The following is a 15309-nucleotide window of genomic DNA, read 5'->3' as shown; positions in this document are numbered from 1 at the left end:
TTCGCTCGGCTCCGTGGTCCAGTTCGTTTGTCGCTGATAACTCGCGTGGGAGGATGTTCCGGTGAAGTTGAGCGGGAGCGCGTGGTTTGGGTATGGGGTCGTTGTACTTGTGACGTTTGTGGTGGGGGTTTTGGCGTTCTCGGTTTGGGTTCTTTCCAAGGTGTTCTGAGTTGAGTGTGATCTGAGCGTCTCCTCAGTGCGTCTCTTCAGGCAGAGGCGCCTACAGGAGGTGTGGATGGGTACGACTGAGGACTTCGAGGAGTTCGCGCGGGTGCAGATACCGCGGCTGTATCGGACTGCTTGGTTGCTGGCTGGGGATCGGCATCATGCTGAGGATCTGGTGCAGGAGACGCTCGCGAATCTGCTGAAGGTCTGGCAGCGGATCGACAGTCCTGCTGCTTATGCGCGGACTGCTCTGGTGCGGACGTACATCTCGCAGCGGCGGCGTAAGAGCTGGTCGGAGCGGCCTACCGCTGAGCTGCCGGAGACCGCTGAGCGGGTAGGGGATCCGGAGCTGCGGATGGCTTTGCAGAGCGCACTGGCGGAGCTGGCGCCGTTGGATCGGGCCGTGTTGGTGCTGCGGTTCTTCGAAGATCGCAGCGTCGAGCAGGTGGCGCTCGATCTTGGCAAGAAGACCAGTGCGATCACCACTCGCACCGCCCGCGCCCTGGACCGTCTGCGGGCGGTTCTCGGTGACGGTGCCGACCACTTGATCGCGCTCTGAGCCTGAGGAGAACCATGAACACCCAACTCACCGATCTGATGCACCGAGCCACCGAGAACCTCGAGCCGGTCACACCCGATCTGCTGGAACGCAGCGTTGCGCAGGGGCTGCGGCTGCGGCGTCGGCGTACGGCGATCGCCACGGCGTCCGGTGCCGGGGCCGTGCTGGCCACCGCGGGCCTGATCGCGGGCGGGATCCATCTGGCCGGCTCCCCCACGAACGCCGCGGTCGCCGGTTCGCCCGTGCCGACCGCCAAGCCCTCGGCAAAGCCGTCGGCCAAGGCCACCCCGACGGCCAAGCCCGCGGGGGTGAACCCGAAGCAGACGCTGGCAACGCTGAAGGAACTGGTCGCGGCGCCTGGCCGGACCTTCTCGAACCCCGAGACCTGGGGCGGGGGTGACTTCGCAGGTGCGGCGTACGTCGTCAACGACGGTCACGGCGCCGCCCGAGTCGACGTCATGCTCTCCGGCGGCGGCGAGGGAAACCCGTGTGTGCCCAAGCGCACCGGGTGCAGCACCCTGCCTGACGGGTCGGTCCTCTACGTCTCCAAGGAGTCGCCTGAGTACAGCGACAGCCGGCAGGCGGAGTACGGCGTCGTCAGCAACTACGTGGTCCTGTTCCGTCGCGACGGCCGCAACATCAACCTGACCAGCTACAACGCCCCGGCGGAGAAGGGCAAGCAGCACACCCGCCCCAAGCCCCTCCTCTCTGTCGAGGACCTCTCGGCCCTCGCGAAGAGCAAGGCCTGGAAACTCCCTCCGGTCTCCCCCTCCAAGGCCACGAAGTAGAGGTGCGGTGAGCCCATCGCTTCCCCTCGTCGGAGGGACGCGGTGGGCTCGCTATTTCGCCGCAAGTACGCCGTGGGTTACCAGCTCGACGCCGATAGCCAGCGTCAGGAAGCCGATGATGCGGCTCAGAGCGCCCAGGCCCGTAGGGCCGAGCTTGTCGACGAGCGGCGTACCGAAACGCAGCAGGGCCGCCACGAGGGCGGCAATCACGACCGACGCCACGATCACGCTCAGCCGGTTGGTGATCCCGGGATGGCGTGCGGTCAGGGCGATCACCACACCGATCGCTCCCGGTCCGGCGATCAGCGGCAATGCCATCGGCGAGAACGACACGTCCGGCTTGACCGACCCGTGCGTCTTCTCGTCCTCGGTCAGGGTCTCCCGGGCCACGATCATCCCGAAGCCGGAATGCGCGACCACCAGGCCGCCGGCGATCTGCAGCGCGGGCAGACCGATCCCCAGCCCTTCCAGCACGAGCGTGCCGAACAGGGCGAAGACGGTCAGGATCCCCAGGACGTAGACGCCGGTCATCACCGCCTGACGCTTCATCGCGGCGCGGTCGACGCCGTCGGTCAGACCTGCGAAGGTGGCCAGCGCCCCGATCGGGTTCATGATCGGCAACAATGCAGCCAACGCCGAAACCGCAACGTGTACGGGCTCCACGGTCGGGAGCGTACACGGCTCAGAGAGGACCCGCCGTGCGCCACGAGGTGACCGCCGCCGACACCGCACTCGCCGTCGGCAGCGGCGACGTCGAGGTCCTCGCGACTCCCCGCCTGATCACCTGGCTGGAGTACACGACTGCCCAGCTCGCCCTGAACGTGCTCGGTCCCGGCGAGACCTCGGTCGGTACGTCGGTACGCATCCGCCATCGGTTGCCGACCCGGGTCGGCGACACCGTGGACGTCGTGGCGGACGGCCCCGAGGTGGACGGCCGCCATCTGCGCTTCCAGGTCCGCGCGACCAATTCGGCCGGGCAACTGATCGCGGACGGCGAGCTCGAACGCGTCGTGGTCGACCGCGGACGCTTCCTCGCGAACGTGCCCTAGACAGGTCGCTCGACGTACCAGCGCGGTAGCTCGGCGGGCTCGAGGCTCGTCGGGTCACCGGGGCGGGAGAGTGTGAGGATCGCCTGCTGGATCTCGGGGCGGGCGTTCAGCGCGTCCTCGATCGCGTAGAGGCGGGCGGCGACCTCGGACTCGACGTCGTTGCCCACGACATCGACCGCGGCGACCAGGAAGATCCGGTCGGCGCCGACCCACTCCATGTGCAGGAAGCTGATGCGCTCGATGTCCTGGTGCGCGAGCAGCGCGCGGAGGACCCGGTTCCGGGCCAGCGGCGTGACCGCCTCACCGGTCAGGAAGTCCATGTTCCGGCTGATCAGGAACAGCGCGACACAACCGAGCAGGATCCCGACCACGATCGAGCCGATCGCGTCCCAGACCGCATTGCCGGTCAGTTGATGCAGCAGGATCGCGAGCGCCGCGATCAGGATGCCGATCAGCGCGGACAGGTCCTCGACGAACACCGCCCGGAGCACCGGGTTCGACGTCAGCCGCACGTACCGCCACGGGCGCAGCATCCGCTGCAGCGCACCCGCCTTGGTCTGGCGCAGCGCCTGCGCGAACGAGAGCCCCTCGAGCACGAACGAGACCCCGAGCACGGCGTACGCCCAGCCGTACGACGTACCTTCTGCCGCACCGTGCTGCAGCGACTGGATGCCGTGCCACACCGAGACCGCGGCGCCGACCGTGAACAGCCCGAACGCGGCGAACATCGACCAGATGTACCCGACCCGCCCGTACCCGAGCGGATGCGACTGGTCGGCCGGCTTCCGCGCCCGCCGCTCCCCCACTAGCAGGAACACCTCGTTGCCGGTATCCGCCCAGGAGTGCGCCGCCTCTGCCGTCATCGAGGCAGACCCGGTGATCACGGCGACCACGGTCTTGGCGAGTGCGATCAGCAGGTTCGCCGCGAGCGCGACCAGCACTGTCAGAAGGCTCTCGCCACCGGACGCGTCATCCTCCGAGCTGCTCACAGTCAGACTCTAGAGGCCACGGCATTCGCACCCTGATCAACCCGCAGTAAGGTCTGCAGGCTCCGTACTCGGACGCCGTGCTACCCGACCGCCGTAACGACTTCGAACAGCGTCGGGGAACTCGGGAACTCCGCCCACCCGGGCTGCGTCACGACCCGTCGGAACTCCTCGGTGCCATGCGCGGCTCGAAAGTGCGCCTCCGACTCCCAGTTGGCGACATTGACCCACCGGAACTCGGACTCGGAGGAGACCGCCCGGTGCAGGCGCAACGAGACGAAGCCCGGCTGCGCCATGAAGTACTTGCTGGTCTCGGTCCACAGCGCGTGGAACGCCTCGTCGCGCTCGGGCCGTACTGCGAACCGGTTCATCAAAGTGACCGGGCCGGTGGCCACGTGGTCTCCCGCGGGGGCGATCCGCGCCTCTGCCGACAGCTGGTTCATTCTCATTCCTCCCTTTTCGTTGCACTGGAGTGCAATGACTGCACTCAGGTATACTCATCTTCTGTGCCTGTCGTCAAGAGGAGATCGAGGGCTCTGGTGAGTGAGACTGCGGAAGAATCGGGGCGGGTTCGCCAGCGGCGGCGGACGCGGGCCGCGATCGTCGACGCCGCCGCGGAGTTGCTCCGCCAGGGGCGGTCCGCGCCCGGGATCAACGAGATCGCCGACGCCGCGGACGTGTCGCGGCGCACCATCTATCAGTACTTCCCGACGCTCGACCAGCTCCTGCTCGACGCAACGCTCGGTCTGCTCACACAAACCGACGTCGACGCGGCCATCGACTCCGCAGCCGAGCACGCCGACGCAACCGAACGTGTCGAGGCGATGATCCGGGCCCTGGGCGATGCGGCTGCGTCATCCCTACCACTCGGGCGCTCGTTGATCCGGTTGACGGTCGACCTGGCGGAGGACGCTGAGCAGCCGAAGCGGGGCTACCGGCGGATCGCCTGGATCGAGCGGGCCATCGAGCCGCTGCGTGCGGATCTCGACGAGGACCTCTTCGAGCAACTCGTTTCCGGGATTGCGATGGTCGTCGGCTGGGAAGCCCTCATCGTCCTCCAAGACCTCCGTGGCCTCGACGCGGACAGCCAGGTCCAAGCCTCGACCTGGGCCGCCAGGGCACTGATCAGAGCCGCGGTGGACGAGCAGGCTTCGAGGTACGCGGCCCCCTGAACCGCAGCAGTCGGTCAGTCAGGCAGCAGGCACCTGGACGGGAGGTCGAACCAGCGGAGGTGATCGAACTCCGTGTTGACCTGGCCCTCTGTCAACAGGCTGTGGTCCTGGCAGGTGGAGAGGAGTTCGCGGGCCTCGGCGAGGTAGTCGTCGAGGGCGGACTCGGGAGCCGTGTGGTCGTGGCGCGGATACCTGAGTTTGCCGTCGGCGTCGTACCCGACCTGCGACAGCCGCATCGGCGGCTCCACCGGGCCGCGGTGGTGCCGCCACAGCCCGTTGGCCGGGTCGAAGCGGTAGTCGCCGAGCAGCCGCCAACCCTCGCGGGCGATGAGCTTGACGGCCTCGACGACGTACGTGAAAACGGCCTCCGAGATGAAGTAGTTGAAGTTGACCCGCACCCAGCCGGGCTTGATCCCCTCGCAGCCGTGCAGGATCTCCTCCTCGAACTCGTGCGACCGGTCGAGGTCGATCCCGAGCAGGGTGTGACCGTACGGGCCTGCACACGAGCAGCCGCCGCGGGACTGGATTCCGAACAGGTCGTTCAGCAAAGCGACCACGAAGTTGTGGTGCAGGTACCGGCCCGATGGCGCCTTCACCACGAACGACACGATCGACAGCCGCTCTGCGTCCAGGTTGCCGAGGATCTGCAGGTTCGGCTCTGCCTTCCACGCTTCGACCGCGCGCCGCAGGTAGGCGTCCTCGTGCGCGCGGATCACGTCGATTCCGACGGCCTGCTTCAGCTGGAACGCCAGCCCGGCCCGGATCGACCCGATGATCGCCGGCGTCCCGCCCTCCTCGCGGTGCACCGGATCGTCCAGGTATCGATGCTCGAGCGGGTTCACATACGCGACCGTCCCCCCACCCGGTACGTCGGGCACCCGGTTGCGAAGCAGCTCACGGCGCGCAACGAGTACGCCGGGCGTCCCCGGGCCGCCGATCAGCTTGTGCGGGCTGAGGAAGATCGCGTCCTTGTACGACAACGGGTCCTGGTCGCGTCCGCCGTACATGTCGATCTCGACGTACGGCGCGGCCGCGGCGCAGTCCCAGAACGACAGCGCGCCGTACCGGTGCAGGAGAGCGGAGACGCGCTGCGTGTTGCTGACGATGCCAGTGACGTTGCTCGCCGCCGAGAACGAGCCGATCTTCAGCGGGCGGTCGACGTACTCCTGCAGTCTCGCCTCGAGTTGGTCGATGTCGATGTGACCGTCCGCGTCCTGGGAGATCACCACCACGTCGGCGATCGACTCGCGCCAGGGCAGCTCGTTCGAGTGGTGCTCGTACGGGCCGATGAAGACGACCGGTCGCTGCTCCGCCGGGATCTGGTCGGTCAGGTGGTACCTGTCGTCGAGCTCGGCCGGGATCCGCAGTCCCATGATCCCGATCAGCTTGTCGATCGCCCCGGTCGCGCCGGAGCCGCAGAAGATCAGCGCGGTCTCGTCGTCGCCGCCGACGCTGTTGTGAATGATGCGCCGGGCGTCCTCGCGCAACCGGGTCGTCTGCAGACCGGTCCCGCTCGACTCGGTGTGAGTGTTCGCGTACCGCGGGAGAACCTCCTCGCGGATGAAGTCCTCCAGGAAGGTCAGGGCCCGCCCGGACGCCGTGTAGTCGGCGTACGTGACGCGGCGCGGACCGTACGGACCCGGCATCACCTGGTCGTCACCGATCACCGACGCCCGGATCCGCCGCAGCAACGGCGACTCCGGCGGCATCTCCTGGATGTTCATGTCTCAGAGTATGGCCGGGAAGTGACCTGCGTCTCGTGATGAGTTCGTGCCCTGTGGATAGGGTCGGTGCCAGTCGACGGCGAGGAGTGGGGATGACGTTTTCCAGCGAGCTGTGGGAGCGCGGGGCGGCCCCCGTGTACGACGAGATCGTCCGGCACCCGTTCATCACGGGACTCACCGACGGCACCCTCGACCACGACGCGTTCCGGTACTTCATCGTCCAGGACAGCCACTACCTCCGCGCGTACTCGCGGGCGCTCAGTCTGGTCGCCGGCCGCGCGCTCGACGAGGACGCGGTCAGCATGTTCGCGCTGCACGCCGCCAACGCCATCGCGGTAGAGCGGGAACTCCACGCCTCATTGCTAGCGTCACTGGGGCTGACTGCGGAAGACGTGGACACGGCTGGATCCGGTCCGACCACTACGGCGTACATGTCCTATCTGACCGCTGTGTGCGCCACAGGTACGTACGCCGAGGCTGTGGCCGCCGTACTGCCTTGCTACTGGATCTACCGGGACGTGGGGCGGGAGCTGCTCAAACGGTCGTCACCGGACCCGGCGTACCGCAAGTGGATCGAGACATACGGGTCTGAGGAGTTCGACGCCGTAGTCGAGTCCGTGCTCGCTGTGACGGACGGGCTGGACGTGGGAGCCGCGGAGCGGGAACGTTGTCATCAGCACTTCGCTATGACGTGCCGCTACGAATGGATGTTCTGGGACGCCGCGTACCACAAGCTGGATTGGCCGATGGGATGAAGGACTTCTACGACGTCGTCATCGTCGGCGGCGGGCACAACGGTCTCGTCGCCGCCGCATACCTGGCACAGTCCGGTCTCTCCACGCTGATCCTGGAGCAGCAGTCGCACACCGGCGGCGCAGCCGTCAGTGAGCGCGTGTTCCCGGGCGTAGACGCGCGGCTGTCGCGTTACTCGTACCTGGTCAGTTTGCTGCCCGACAAGATCGCCGCAGACCTGGGCCTCAACCTGGAGCTCCGGTCCCGCGCAGTCGCGTCGTACACCCCGGTACGCCGCTCTGGACGCGACGTCGGCCTGATGGTCGAGCGGCCGGAAGGCGCCGGCACCAGGGACTCGTTCCGCGCGCTCACCGAGAGCGACGCGGAGTACGAGGCCTGGACGGACTTCTACGGCTCGGTCGCTTCGCTGGCCGCTGCTGTCGCTCCCACTCTGCTGGAGCCGCTCCAGCCGGCAGCTGACCTCCGCTCTCGCGTGGACGGCGCACTGTGGGACGAGCTGATCGAGCGGCCGCTCGGAGAGACCATCGAGCGACGCTTCACCGACGACACCGTCCGTGGGGTCGTCGCGACGGACAGCGTCATCGGAACGTTCGCCGGGCTGCACGAGGAGTCACTGATCCAGAACAGGTGCTTCCTCTACCACCTGATCGGCAACGGCACCGGCGAGTGGCGGGTGCCCGTCGGCGGCATGGGGGCGGTCACTGACGCACTGGCCGCTGCTGCGCGGCGTGCTGGCGCCGCACTGGTCACCAACGCTGCAGTCACCGCGGTCGAAGCAGACGGGACCCGTGGATCGGTGACGTGGCTCGGTGGGGACGGTGAGCGATCCGTCGACTGCTCCTGGGTGCTGTCCAACGTCGCACCGTCGACGCTGGCTGCGCTGCGTGGTCAGATCGGCGTCGAGAAGCCGGAGGGGTCGCAGCTGAAGATCAACCTGCTGCTGCGTCACCTGCCGGCGTTGAAGTCCGGCGACGACCCGGCGCGGGCGTTCGCCGGCACGTTCCACATCGACGAGGACTACAGCCAACTCGAGACGGCGTACCGATCCGCCGCCACCGGCGAGCTGCCCGCCGTACCGCCGTCCGAGGTGTACTGCCACTCGCTCACCGACCCGTCGATCCTCTCCCCCGACCTCGTTGCCTCCGGCCACCACACCCTGACCGTCTTCGGCGTGCACTTCCCCGCCCGTTTATTTGCCTCCGACAACGATTCGGCCCGGGCCGAGTCCGTGCGGCGGGTACTGGCCGGCCTGGACTCGTACCTCGCCGAGCCGCTCGAGGACTGCATCGCCCGGGACGCCGACGGCAACCTGTGCATCGAGGCCAAGACGCCGTACGACATCGAGGAATCCGTCGGCATGCCCGGCGGCCACATCTTCCACGGCGACCTCCAGTGGCCCTGGGCCACCGACCCCTCCGACACCGGCCGCTGGGGTACCGAAACCGACGTCGCCAACCTCCTGATCTGCGGCTCCGGCGCCCGCCGCGGCGGCGCCGTCTCCGGCCTCGGCGGCCACAACGCCGCCATGACCATCCTCACCCGCTAACCGATTTCGCATCTCCCCGATCCCCCTGCTACGATCCTCTTCGTTCGAAAGCAACACCAAGCGCCGCTAGCTCAATTGGCAGAGCAGCTGACTCTTAATCAGCGGGTTCGGGGTTCGAGTCCCTGGCGGCGCACAAAACCCCAGGTCACCAAGGTGCCCTGGGTTTCTTCATGTCCGTCGCGCACCACTTACGCACCACTTTCCCGGATCGCCGCATCGAGCTGATCCGTCGGCGCTCGCCCCACCTCTTCCCTGCGGGCTTCATCTGATCGTGACTGTGCGTCACATCACATCGGTTCGCATCGTTGCCGACTTCTCGGATTCTCCACGCCGACAAGCGTTGAGCATCCAACCGTCGTACCGGTTGGAGGCCTGACATGCCGAGAGCACCACTGCCCATCGGAACCTGGGGCGCGATCTCCACTTGGGTCTTGCAGACCGACGACAAAGGCAAGCCCGTCAAGCACAAGTCGCAGGCCAGATTCCGCGACCACGATGGCCATGTCCGGCCGGTCTCCGCCTACGGCAAGACCAAGACGGCCGCTGAGCGCGCTCTCCTGAAGAAGCTCCAGGACCGCGCGAAGACAGGCCGCCACGCCGGCGAACTGACCGCGATGCACAAGATGAGCGACCTCATCGACCTGTTCGAGAAGAAGTTCACGGAGTGGGTCAAGGACGGCAAGCGCTCACCCACCACGCTCGACAACTACCAAGGTGCCATCAAGAACCACATCCGCCCCGCCCTCGGCGAGCTCCGCATCGGCGAAGCCACCACACCCCGCATCGACACAGTCGTCGCACAGATCAAGCAACGCGCCGGCGCCCCACGAGCCAAGACCTGCCGCGCCGTGCTGTCCGGGATGATGAGCCTCGCTGTCCGCTACGGCGCCATCACGGTCAACCCGGTCCGCGAGATCGAGACCATCGAGACCCGGCCGAAGAACCCGCCACGAGCCCTGACCAACGACGAAGTCACCCTCCTCCGGCGAAGCCTCGCCGCAGACGAACGCGCCGCCGAAGCCGACCTACCCGACCTGGTCGCCTTCATGCTCGGCACCGGCGTCCGCATCGGCGAATCCCTCGCCGTCCTCTGGTCCCAAGTCAACCTCGAAACTGGCACCGTCCAGATCACCCACACCATCGTCCGTGTCAAAGGCGAAGGCCTCATCCGCAAAAGCACCAAGTCACGAGCCGGCGAACGCCTCCTCCACCTCCCCAACTGGGCCCTCGCCGTACTCCGCTCCCGCCACGCCGCCGGCATCCGCCTCGACGCCCCCATCTTCGCCGACACCCACGGCGGCTATCGCGACCCCTCCAATACCCGCCGAGCCCTCCGCACAGCCCTCTCCCCCGTAGGCAGCACGACCCGCCGCGACCTCGGCCTCACCCTCCGATCCCTCCGCCGCGCAGCGGACCTCTCGCGCGAGGAGGTCGCCAAGATCCTCACCTGGCCGAAAACCCGGATCGAGCTCGTCGAAACTGGCCGCATCAAAGTCGACCACCAACTCGTCACCGAACTGCTCACGACCTACAAGATCACCCTCGACGATCAGCCGGACCTAATCAGCCAGGTCGAAAAAGCCACCCAGCCGACCGAGTCCGACAAGCTCGCCTGGATCCGCTCCCACGCCCTCCGCAAAACCACCGCCACCGCCCTCGACCAAGCCGGCCACACCGCCCGCCAAATCGCCGACCAACTGGGCCAAGCCAAAGTCTCCATCACCCAAGACATCTACATGGGCCGCCAAGCCGCCAACCCCGCCGCCGCCCAAGCCCTCGAACGAGCCTTTGAAAACCCAGACGTCCTCTGACCAACCAGCCTCGCCAAGTGGCTGTCAGCGAGTCCGCCCGATGCCGGCAGATTCAGCTGATCTGACCCTGATCCGCGCCGATGAGTCCACTTCTGTTTCCCCTCGTTGGTGCTCAGATCTCCTGCCACAAGCGGATTCTGGGTGGTTCGGTGCCTCATCTGAGCCTTGCCAGTTGCGTTAGCAAGTGTTGAAACTCGCAGGCAAATCCGTGGGACGGTGCACATACGGTCGCAGTGGCTGGATCCGAGATCAGACGCTCACGACACCGACAACTGCGGAATTCCTTCCGGCCGAAGCTGGAACCGAAACTGTCGGAGGGAGCACTTATGGTGGTGCCATGTGCGAGTTCTCTGCTGACGTATCACCGTCGCTCTACTCCATCAACGCGATCGAGGTGCCCGATCCCCCCGGCAATCCGAATCCCTACCCGCCGGGCACGATGCTCACGGCCTCGGTCGAGACAGTCGACAACGATCGGGCCGCGCTGTTGATGCACGTTGGAGTCGTACGCTGACTGCGAGCCTGATCGTGGGAGACCCCGGCGACCCCCACGTCGCTGCCGTGCGCGCCGCAGTTCGCGGTGACGTTCACGTCATCGACGCTGCGAGCTTCGCTCAGCGGTCGCTGACTATCACAGCCGAAGGGCTCGAAAACGATGGGCAACCGATCCATCCCGACCGTGGATGGATCCGCCGCCTGGCTCCCCTGTCGTGGACGACCTCGCTTGACGCACGAACGCTAATCGGAGCCCAACGCACGGCAAGCCTCTCCGCGCTGGCCACGGTCCTGCATGACGAGCGCATCAGTTGGATGACGCCAGTTAGTCAGCTCGGGTCTGCCGAGAACAAGCCGCTCCAGTATCGGCACGCGCAGAGCGTGCATGTGCCCGTGCCCGAGTGGATAGTCACCACCGACCCCCGCAGAGCCCCGGAGGACAGCGGCTGGGTCACCAAGCCGCTCGGCCCGGGCAGCTTCATCGACGAAGCAGGCACCGAGCAGATCGTCCCGACGACGCCGTTCGACCCCGCGACTCGATCTGGCCTGGCCGGTGCGCCGTTCATCCTTCAGCGGCGGGTGTTCGCTCGTACGCATGCCAGAGTCGTCACCGTCGGCACAGAGGTCTACTCCGCCACGCTCCCCGCCGACGACCTTCCGACAGACTGGCGGTTGTCACGCCAGGCGCATCACGCGTTCACGAACAACCCCGCCGCCGACTCGGTCCACGCGCTGGCATCGACGGCCGCCCAGAAGATGAGCGTCGGCTACAGCGCGCAAGACTGGATCCAGGACACCGCTGGTGACTGGTGGTTCATCGACCTCAATCCGGCCGGCCAATGGCTCTTTCTCCCCGAGCCTGTCGCCGCGGATATTACCGCCGCCATCGGCCGCTTCTTGGAAGGACAGCGATGAGGCGGACCCTACGCAACGCCCTACAGGAAGTGGCGCTGCTCGTCGGATACGCCATTGTCGTGTTCCGACCGGGTGCATTGCCTCCCCAGCACCCCCAGCTAGCGCCGACAGCGACCAGCGCGTCGGATGGCTGGAGCCCCGAGGAGCGGCAACTCTACATATCCGAGGCGCGCCGCGACATGGACCAGCAGCAGGCCGACAAGCGCGACGTACGAGCTCGAGCGCAACAGGTTTTCACGACCACTCTCGTGCTTGGTGCCGCGATCGGAGCCTCGTACTCCCGCACAGCGCACGGGTCGGTTGGCACCGCCGTGTACCTTCTGGCCGCAGGGCTCACCGCTCTTGCTGGATTCGCTGCTGCGGGAGTTATCACCGCCAAGTCGCTGATCGGGGCGCCCAGCCTCAGCAACCTCATCGACACATCAGCTGGCAAGGTCGAGGAGCAACTCGTTCGGGAGTACGCCGCAACGCGGCACGTAGGTGCCGCAACCGTCGCCGTCCTGGTCACCGTCATGCGGGATGCGGTACTGGTCCTCATACTCGCGTTCATCGCGTTCGCCTGCGCCTACCTCTGGGGCTGACCTCGCGCTGAGACCGATCGCCGCCTGACGAAGCAGCGCGAGATGTCGCGGCGCCGATCGCGGTTGACAATCAAGTGTCGATGGTTCGTGGGTCTCCCCAAGTAGTCCCGAAGGCGTGACGACCGATCCGCAGATGTTCAACCGAGCCGAAGTGTTGGAGAGCCTGGCAGCGATGGAAGTGTCCTCTGCTGAGACGGGTTTCGTCCGAGATCAGACAGTTGCCTACGGCTCCAGTACCCATCAGCAACCGGACGTTACTCGCTACCGGTTGGGCTACAGATGTCATCGGCCCGTGCCTGCCTGAGCCTCGCGCCTCGACACCATGCGGGCGGCGGCTACGCCTGTCGGTGGCTCCGGGTCGGGGCCGGTGACGCATCCAGCTTGGCGAATCTCAGGCCTGACCAGCGGTAGCCGTCCACAGCCACGAAATTCGGCGGCCTCCACGCCTCGGACACTTCCTCAGCTACACCGCAGTCATTGCCCGACGTTGGTCAGCGCCGACATCCACTACTGGGCAGACCGCCGCTGGACCATCGCATGGCTGCCTGCAAGCCTGGCAAACCGGGCTACGACAATCGCGGCTCACCCGTTCCCTCGATCAGTCTTGGCGGTGGCTGTGGCTCGGAGTCGCGACCTACCTGACCGCGATGCCCACTATGTTCCAGCCCTCACGCGCCAAGTCGCCTGGGATGGCGCATCGGGGATGGGGGTACGTCAGTCTTCCGAGAGCTAATCCGCCTCATCTGGCTCGGCGAACTCGCCCGGCAGAAGCCTGAAGGTGGCATCATCAGGGGCGGCCGCCGTCGATTCGAGCAACTCCGCACTGAAGGGCGGATACCCCATTCGACCAGATGTGCTCTGGATGACCTCGCGAGCGTACGGATGCACGGTCACGAGTCCAACCAGCAGGCCGAAAGCCCGGCGTTCGTCCTTGGTGAATTGCGGCGGGGCTTCGTCTTCACCTTCGCGACCTACGTAGTCGGCAACCATTTGCAGGCGAACAGTCCAAGCCTGCGGTCTGTCGTCGGTCGCTTCGCTCACTGCCTCGACCCTGTAGCGGGCGCCAACCGTCATCGTGTCATCCACCTGCTTACAGGAGACCTCGACGGTAGTTTCCACCTTGAAGGGGCCTTTTAGCAGAGGGCTAGTGCCGACGCATCGCAAATCCTTCAAACGCACGTCGCTCAGCCGCATCCATCGCGTCACCGGCTGGGCGTGCTTTCGCAGCTCACCAACGTTCAGGTCGGGCACGTTACACGCTCGGACCGATGTCGAGGTGCCGCTCCGACGTGTAGTGATACTGCTCCTGCGGCCAGTCCATCCTTCGCGTAGAGCGGCCTCCAGGAACGACCTCTCGAGTAACCGACCAGTCCGACAGCGAGATCACCTTGTCTCGACGATCGGCAAGATAGGCGTCGACGTGCGCACGATCGTCAGCCAGAAGCCCAGGAACAGCCTCACTGAGCCCATGCTGTCGCGCCCAATCCAAGACATCGAACCAAGACCAGATCCGCTTGCCGCCGGGAGACCCGAGTGGCGTCGGGAAGCTGTTGCGCCGCTCCCCCGTAACCCAGCCGTGAACAGCCTGTCGGCTGAGACCCAAACGAGCGGCGATCTCCGGTATATCAACCAGGTCCGGATCCGTCCGGACGACCGATAGCTCGATGGACTCAAGTTCGGCGATCGCCGCCATGGCCGCCTTGCGAGGCCGGTCGTGAGTCACGTAGACGGTCAGGTAGTAGAGGTCACCCCTCCGAGCGATCTTGCCGTCGAAGTGCTCATAGAAATCGTGGATCAGCTGATCGAAGTCGTTGGTCTCCGGGATCGCACAGAGCTTGATTGCGTAATCACCCATGAGTCAGGCCACCCCTCCTGGTCCTGGCTGCGTGTTGACAACGGTCAACATACTCGCAGTGTGGGTCGCCTGGACACCGAAATCAAGCTCTGAGACGCCAGGGGTTCGAATCACACACCTGTAACGCGCCTCAGCGCCGTTTGTTCCGAACATCATCCTTCTGGAGTGGACAAGCGCGAGCGTCGGCAAGGAGGTCACTGGCGTGGTCGTGCTCGTTCCGAGGCGTGTGGTCGACACCGATCATGCAGCAGCCGCGGTCACACACCAGGAGCCCCCAGTGCCCGCCTTCCACCAACTTGAACCGCTCACCATCCCCCATCTTCAGAATCTCTTTGAGAGCCTTCTGGACCACTTTTGACTTGTGGTCTCCAGGCTTCTTCGGCGGTCGGTCCCGAAGTCCTCCCATGCCCCCCGCCCTTCAAGCGCGTTGGACCAGATTACAGAGAGAAACCGACAGTGTCTCGGGTTGATGGCGGCGCAACGCCCCGAGAACGTGGGGTGCACGTCTTAGGACCGCGAAGCTGCGTGGGGCGATCTGGAGTCAGGCGGCCGACCTCGCCTCGATCCTTCCAAACGCTTGTCCTCTTGCCTTCCTTGCCTCCTGACTCGCCTTTGGGGCGGAGGGTTGGCATTGGAGCCCACGACGCTGGTCACCCGCCATACCAAGCGCGAACCGGTCGGCGGTCAGTCACGTCGACGGCAACGCATACTGCTCAACCGTCAACAGGCTCGAGCGCCTCTCAGCCTCAGCTTGCGTCAGACTCCGGACGCACATCGCTTCCCCTCGAAGTTCGTTCAACTGACTGTGGACCAGAGCCACACGCAGCATGCCGGACGGCCCGAGATTCCGGGCATGTCCATAGCGTCGCCAATCGACGGAAACTGGGGCCTCGACGACGCCTGACAGCGT

The 15309-nt window shown here is 66.1% G+C and carries 16 protein-coding genes and 1 tRNA gene; 11 read left to right on the top strand and 6 right to left on the bottom strand.

Annotated features, from left to right (window positions below):
* Positions 1-235 precede the first annotated feature (235 nt).
* Positions 236-724, top strand: a complete 489-nt coding sequence (locus EV651_RS00160) for a SigE family RNA polymerase sigma factor (protein ID WP_133780676.1) — start codon at positions 236-238, stop codon at positions 722-724.
* Between the two features lie 14 nt (positions 725-738).
* Entirely contained in the window at positions 739-1512 is a 774-nt protein-coding gene (locus tag EV651_RS00155) for a hypothetical protein (protein WP_133780674.1), read from the top strand.
* Between the two features lie 51 nt (positions 1513-1563).
* Here EV651_RS00155 and EV651_RS00150 read toward each other — a convergent pair whose 3' ends face one another.
* Positions 1564-2175, bottom strand: a complete 612-nt coding sequence (locus EV651_RS00150) for a MarC family protein (RefSeq protein ID WP_238156559.1) — start codon at positions 2173-2175, stop codon at positions 1564-1566.
* 35 nt (positions 2176-2210) lie between these two features.
* Here EV651_RS00150 and EV651_RS00145 point away from each other — a divergent pair, with 35 nt between their 5' ends.
* Positions 2211-2561, top strand: a complete 351-nt coding sequence (locus tag EV651_RS00145) for a thioesterase family protein (RefSeq protein WP_133780672.1) — start codon at positions 2211-2213, stop codon at positions 2559-2561.
* Here the strand turns inward: EV651_RS00145 and EV651_RS00140 are convergent.
* Together EV651_RS00140 and EV651_RS00135 are read right to left on the bottom strand one after the other, a co-directional pair.
* Positions 2558-3550 carry a cation diffusion facilitator family transporter gene (locus EV651_RS00140; RefSeq protein WP_202870098.1) on the bottom strand — a complete coding sequence of 331 codons (993 nt, stop codon included), beginning with the start codon at positions 3548-3550 and terminating at the stop codon, positions 2558-2560. The genes EV651_RS00145 and EV651_RS00140 overlap by 4 nt on opposite strands.
* A gap of 80 nt (positions 3551-3630) precedes the next feature.
* Complete coding sequence (locus tag EV651_RS00135; RefSeq protein WP_166658448.1) at positions 3631-3990, bottom strand: antibiotic biosynthesis monooxygenase; 360 nt, start codon at positions 3988-3990, stop codon at positions 3631-3633.
* Positions 3991-4086: 96 nt separating this feature from the next.
* Here EV651_RS00135 and EV651_RS00130 point away from each other — a divergent pair, with 96 nt between their 5' ends.
* The gene (locus tag EV651_RS00130; protein ID WP_166658447.1) at positions 4087-4719 is read left to right on the top strand and encodes a TetR/AcrR family transcriptional regulator; all 633 of its coding nucleotides are present in this window, start codon (positions 4087-4089) and stop codon (positions 4717-4719) included.
* A 14-nt stretch (positions 4720-4733) separates the two neighbouring features.
* On the opposite strand, the gene EV651_RS00125 is transcribed toward EV651_RS00130, so the two are convergent.
* Complete coding sequence (locus tag EV651_RS00125) at positions 4734-6443, bottom strand: aminotransferase class V-fold PLP-dependent enzyme (RefSeq protein ID WP_133780666.1); 1710 nt, start codon at positions 6441-6443, stop codon at positions 4734-4736.
* A 92-nt stretch (positions 6444-6535) separates the two neighbouring features.
* On the opposite strand from EV651_RS00125, the gene tenA reads away from it, so the two are divergent.
* The 7 genes from tenA (at position 6536) to EV651_RS00095 (ending at position 12544) form a co-directional block, all read left to right on the top strand.
* Positions 6536-7198: a thiaminase II gene (gene tenA, locus EV651_RS00120; RefSeq protein ID WP_133780664.1), complete on the top strand. Its 663-nt coding sequence runs from the start codon at positions 6536-6538 to the stop codon at positions 7196-7198.
* The gene (locus EV651_RS00115; RefSeq protein WP_133780662.1) at positions 7195-8742 is read left to right on the top strand and encodes an NAD(P)/FAD-dependent oxidoreductase; all 1548 of its coding nucleotides are present in this window, start codon (positions 7195-7197) and stop codon (positions 8740-8742) included. The genes tenA and EV651_RS00115 overlap by 4 nt, the downstream gene beginning before the upstream one ends.
* A gap of 60 nt (positions 8743-8802) precedes the next feature.
* A tRNA-Lys gene (locus tag EV651_RS00110) sits at positions 8803-8875 on the top strand.
* 244 nt (positions 8876-9119) lie between these two features.
* The gene (locus EV651_RS00105; RefSeq protein WP_133780660.1) at positions 9120-10553 is read left to right on the top strand and encodes a helix-turn-helix domain-containing protein; all 1434 of its coding nucleotides are present in this window, start codon (positions 9120-9122) and stop codon (positions 10551-10553) included.
* Between the two features lie 337 nt (positions 10554-10890).
* Entirely contained in the window at positions 10891-11067 is a 177-nt protein-coding gene (locus EV651_RS41130) for a hypothetical protein (RefSeq protein WP_166658446.1), read from the top strand.
* Between the two features lie 14 nt (positions 11068-11081).
* Positions 11082-11963, top strand: a complete 882-nt coding sequence (locus tag EV651_RS00100) for a hypothetical protein (RefSeq protein ID WP_133780658.1) — start codon at positions 11082-11084, stop codon at positions 11961-11963.
* On the top strand, positions 11960-12544 hold the full coding sequence (locus tag EV651_RS00095; RefSeq protein ID WP_238156558.1) for a hypothetical protein: 585 nt from the start codon (positions 11960-11962) through the stop codon (positions 12542-12544). Before EV651_RS00100 ends, EV651_RS00095 begins: the two co-directional genes overlap by 4 nt.
* A gap of 729 nt (positions 12545-13273) precedes the next feature.
* Here EV651_RS00095 and EV651_RS00090 read toward each other — a convergent pair.
* A complete protein-coding gene (locus tag EV651_RS00090; protein ID WP_133780654.1) occupies positions 13274-13795 on the bottom strand; it encodes a hypothetical protein in 522 nt (173 codons plus the stop codon).
* A gap of 1 nt (position 13796) precedes the next feature.
* Entirely contained in the window at positions 13797-14399 is a 603-nt protein-coding gene (locus EV651_RS00085; RefSeq protein WP_133780652.1) for an AlpA family transcriptional regulator, read from the bottom strand.
* Between the last annotated feature and the right edge of the window lie 910 nt (positions 14400-15309).

Origin of the sequence: Kribbella sp. VKM Ac-2571, from assembly GCF_004362255.1 — a bacterium.
Taxonomy (GTDB): Bacteria; Actinomycetota; Actinomycetes; order Propionibacteriales; family Kribbellaceae; genus Kribbella; species Kribbella pratensis.
Note: the sequence above shows the minus strand (reverse complement) of the source record. Positions and strands in the feature narration are given on the sequence as shown.

Coding starts and splice junctions, on each gene's coding strand:
- EV651_RS00160 (WP_133780676.1), top strand. CDS start 236: ATGGGTACGACTGAGGACTTCGAGGAGTTCGCGCGGGTGCAGATACCG.
- EV651_RS00155 (WP_133780674.1), top strand. CDS start 739: ATGAACACCCAACTCACCGATCTGATGCACCGAGCCACCGAGAACCTC.
- EV651_RS00135 (WP_166658448.1), bottom strand. CDS start 3,990: ATGAACCAGCTGTCGGCAGAGGCGCGGATCGCCCCCGCGGGAGACCAC.
- EV651_RS00125 (WP_133780666.1), bottom strand. CDS start 6,443: ATGAACATCCAGGAGATGCCGCCGGAGTCGCCGTTGCTGCGGCGGATC.
- tenA (WP_133780664.1), top strand. CDS start 6,536: ATGACGTTTTCCAGCGAGCTGTGGGAGCGCGGGGCGGCCCCCGTGTAC.
- EV651_RS00115 (WP_133780662.1), top strand. CDS start 7,195: ATGAAGGACTTCTACGACGTCGTCATCGTCGGCGGCGGGCACAACGGT.
- EV651_RS00105 (WP_133780660.1), top strand. CDS start 9,120: ATGCCGAGAGCACCACTGCCCATCGGAACCTGGGGCGCGATCTCCACT.
- EV651_RS41130 (WP_166658446.1), top strand. CDS start 10,891: ATGTGCGAGTTCTCTGCTGACGTATCACCGTCGCTCTACTCCATCAAC.
- EV651_RS00095 (WP_238156558.1), top strand. CDS start 11,960: ATGAGGCGGACCCTACGCAACGCCCTACAGGAAGTGGCGCTGCTCGTC.
- EV651_RS00085 (WP_133780652.1), bottom strand. CDS start 14,399: ATGGGTGATTACGCAATCAAGCTCTGTGCGATCCCGGAGACCAACGAC.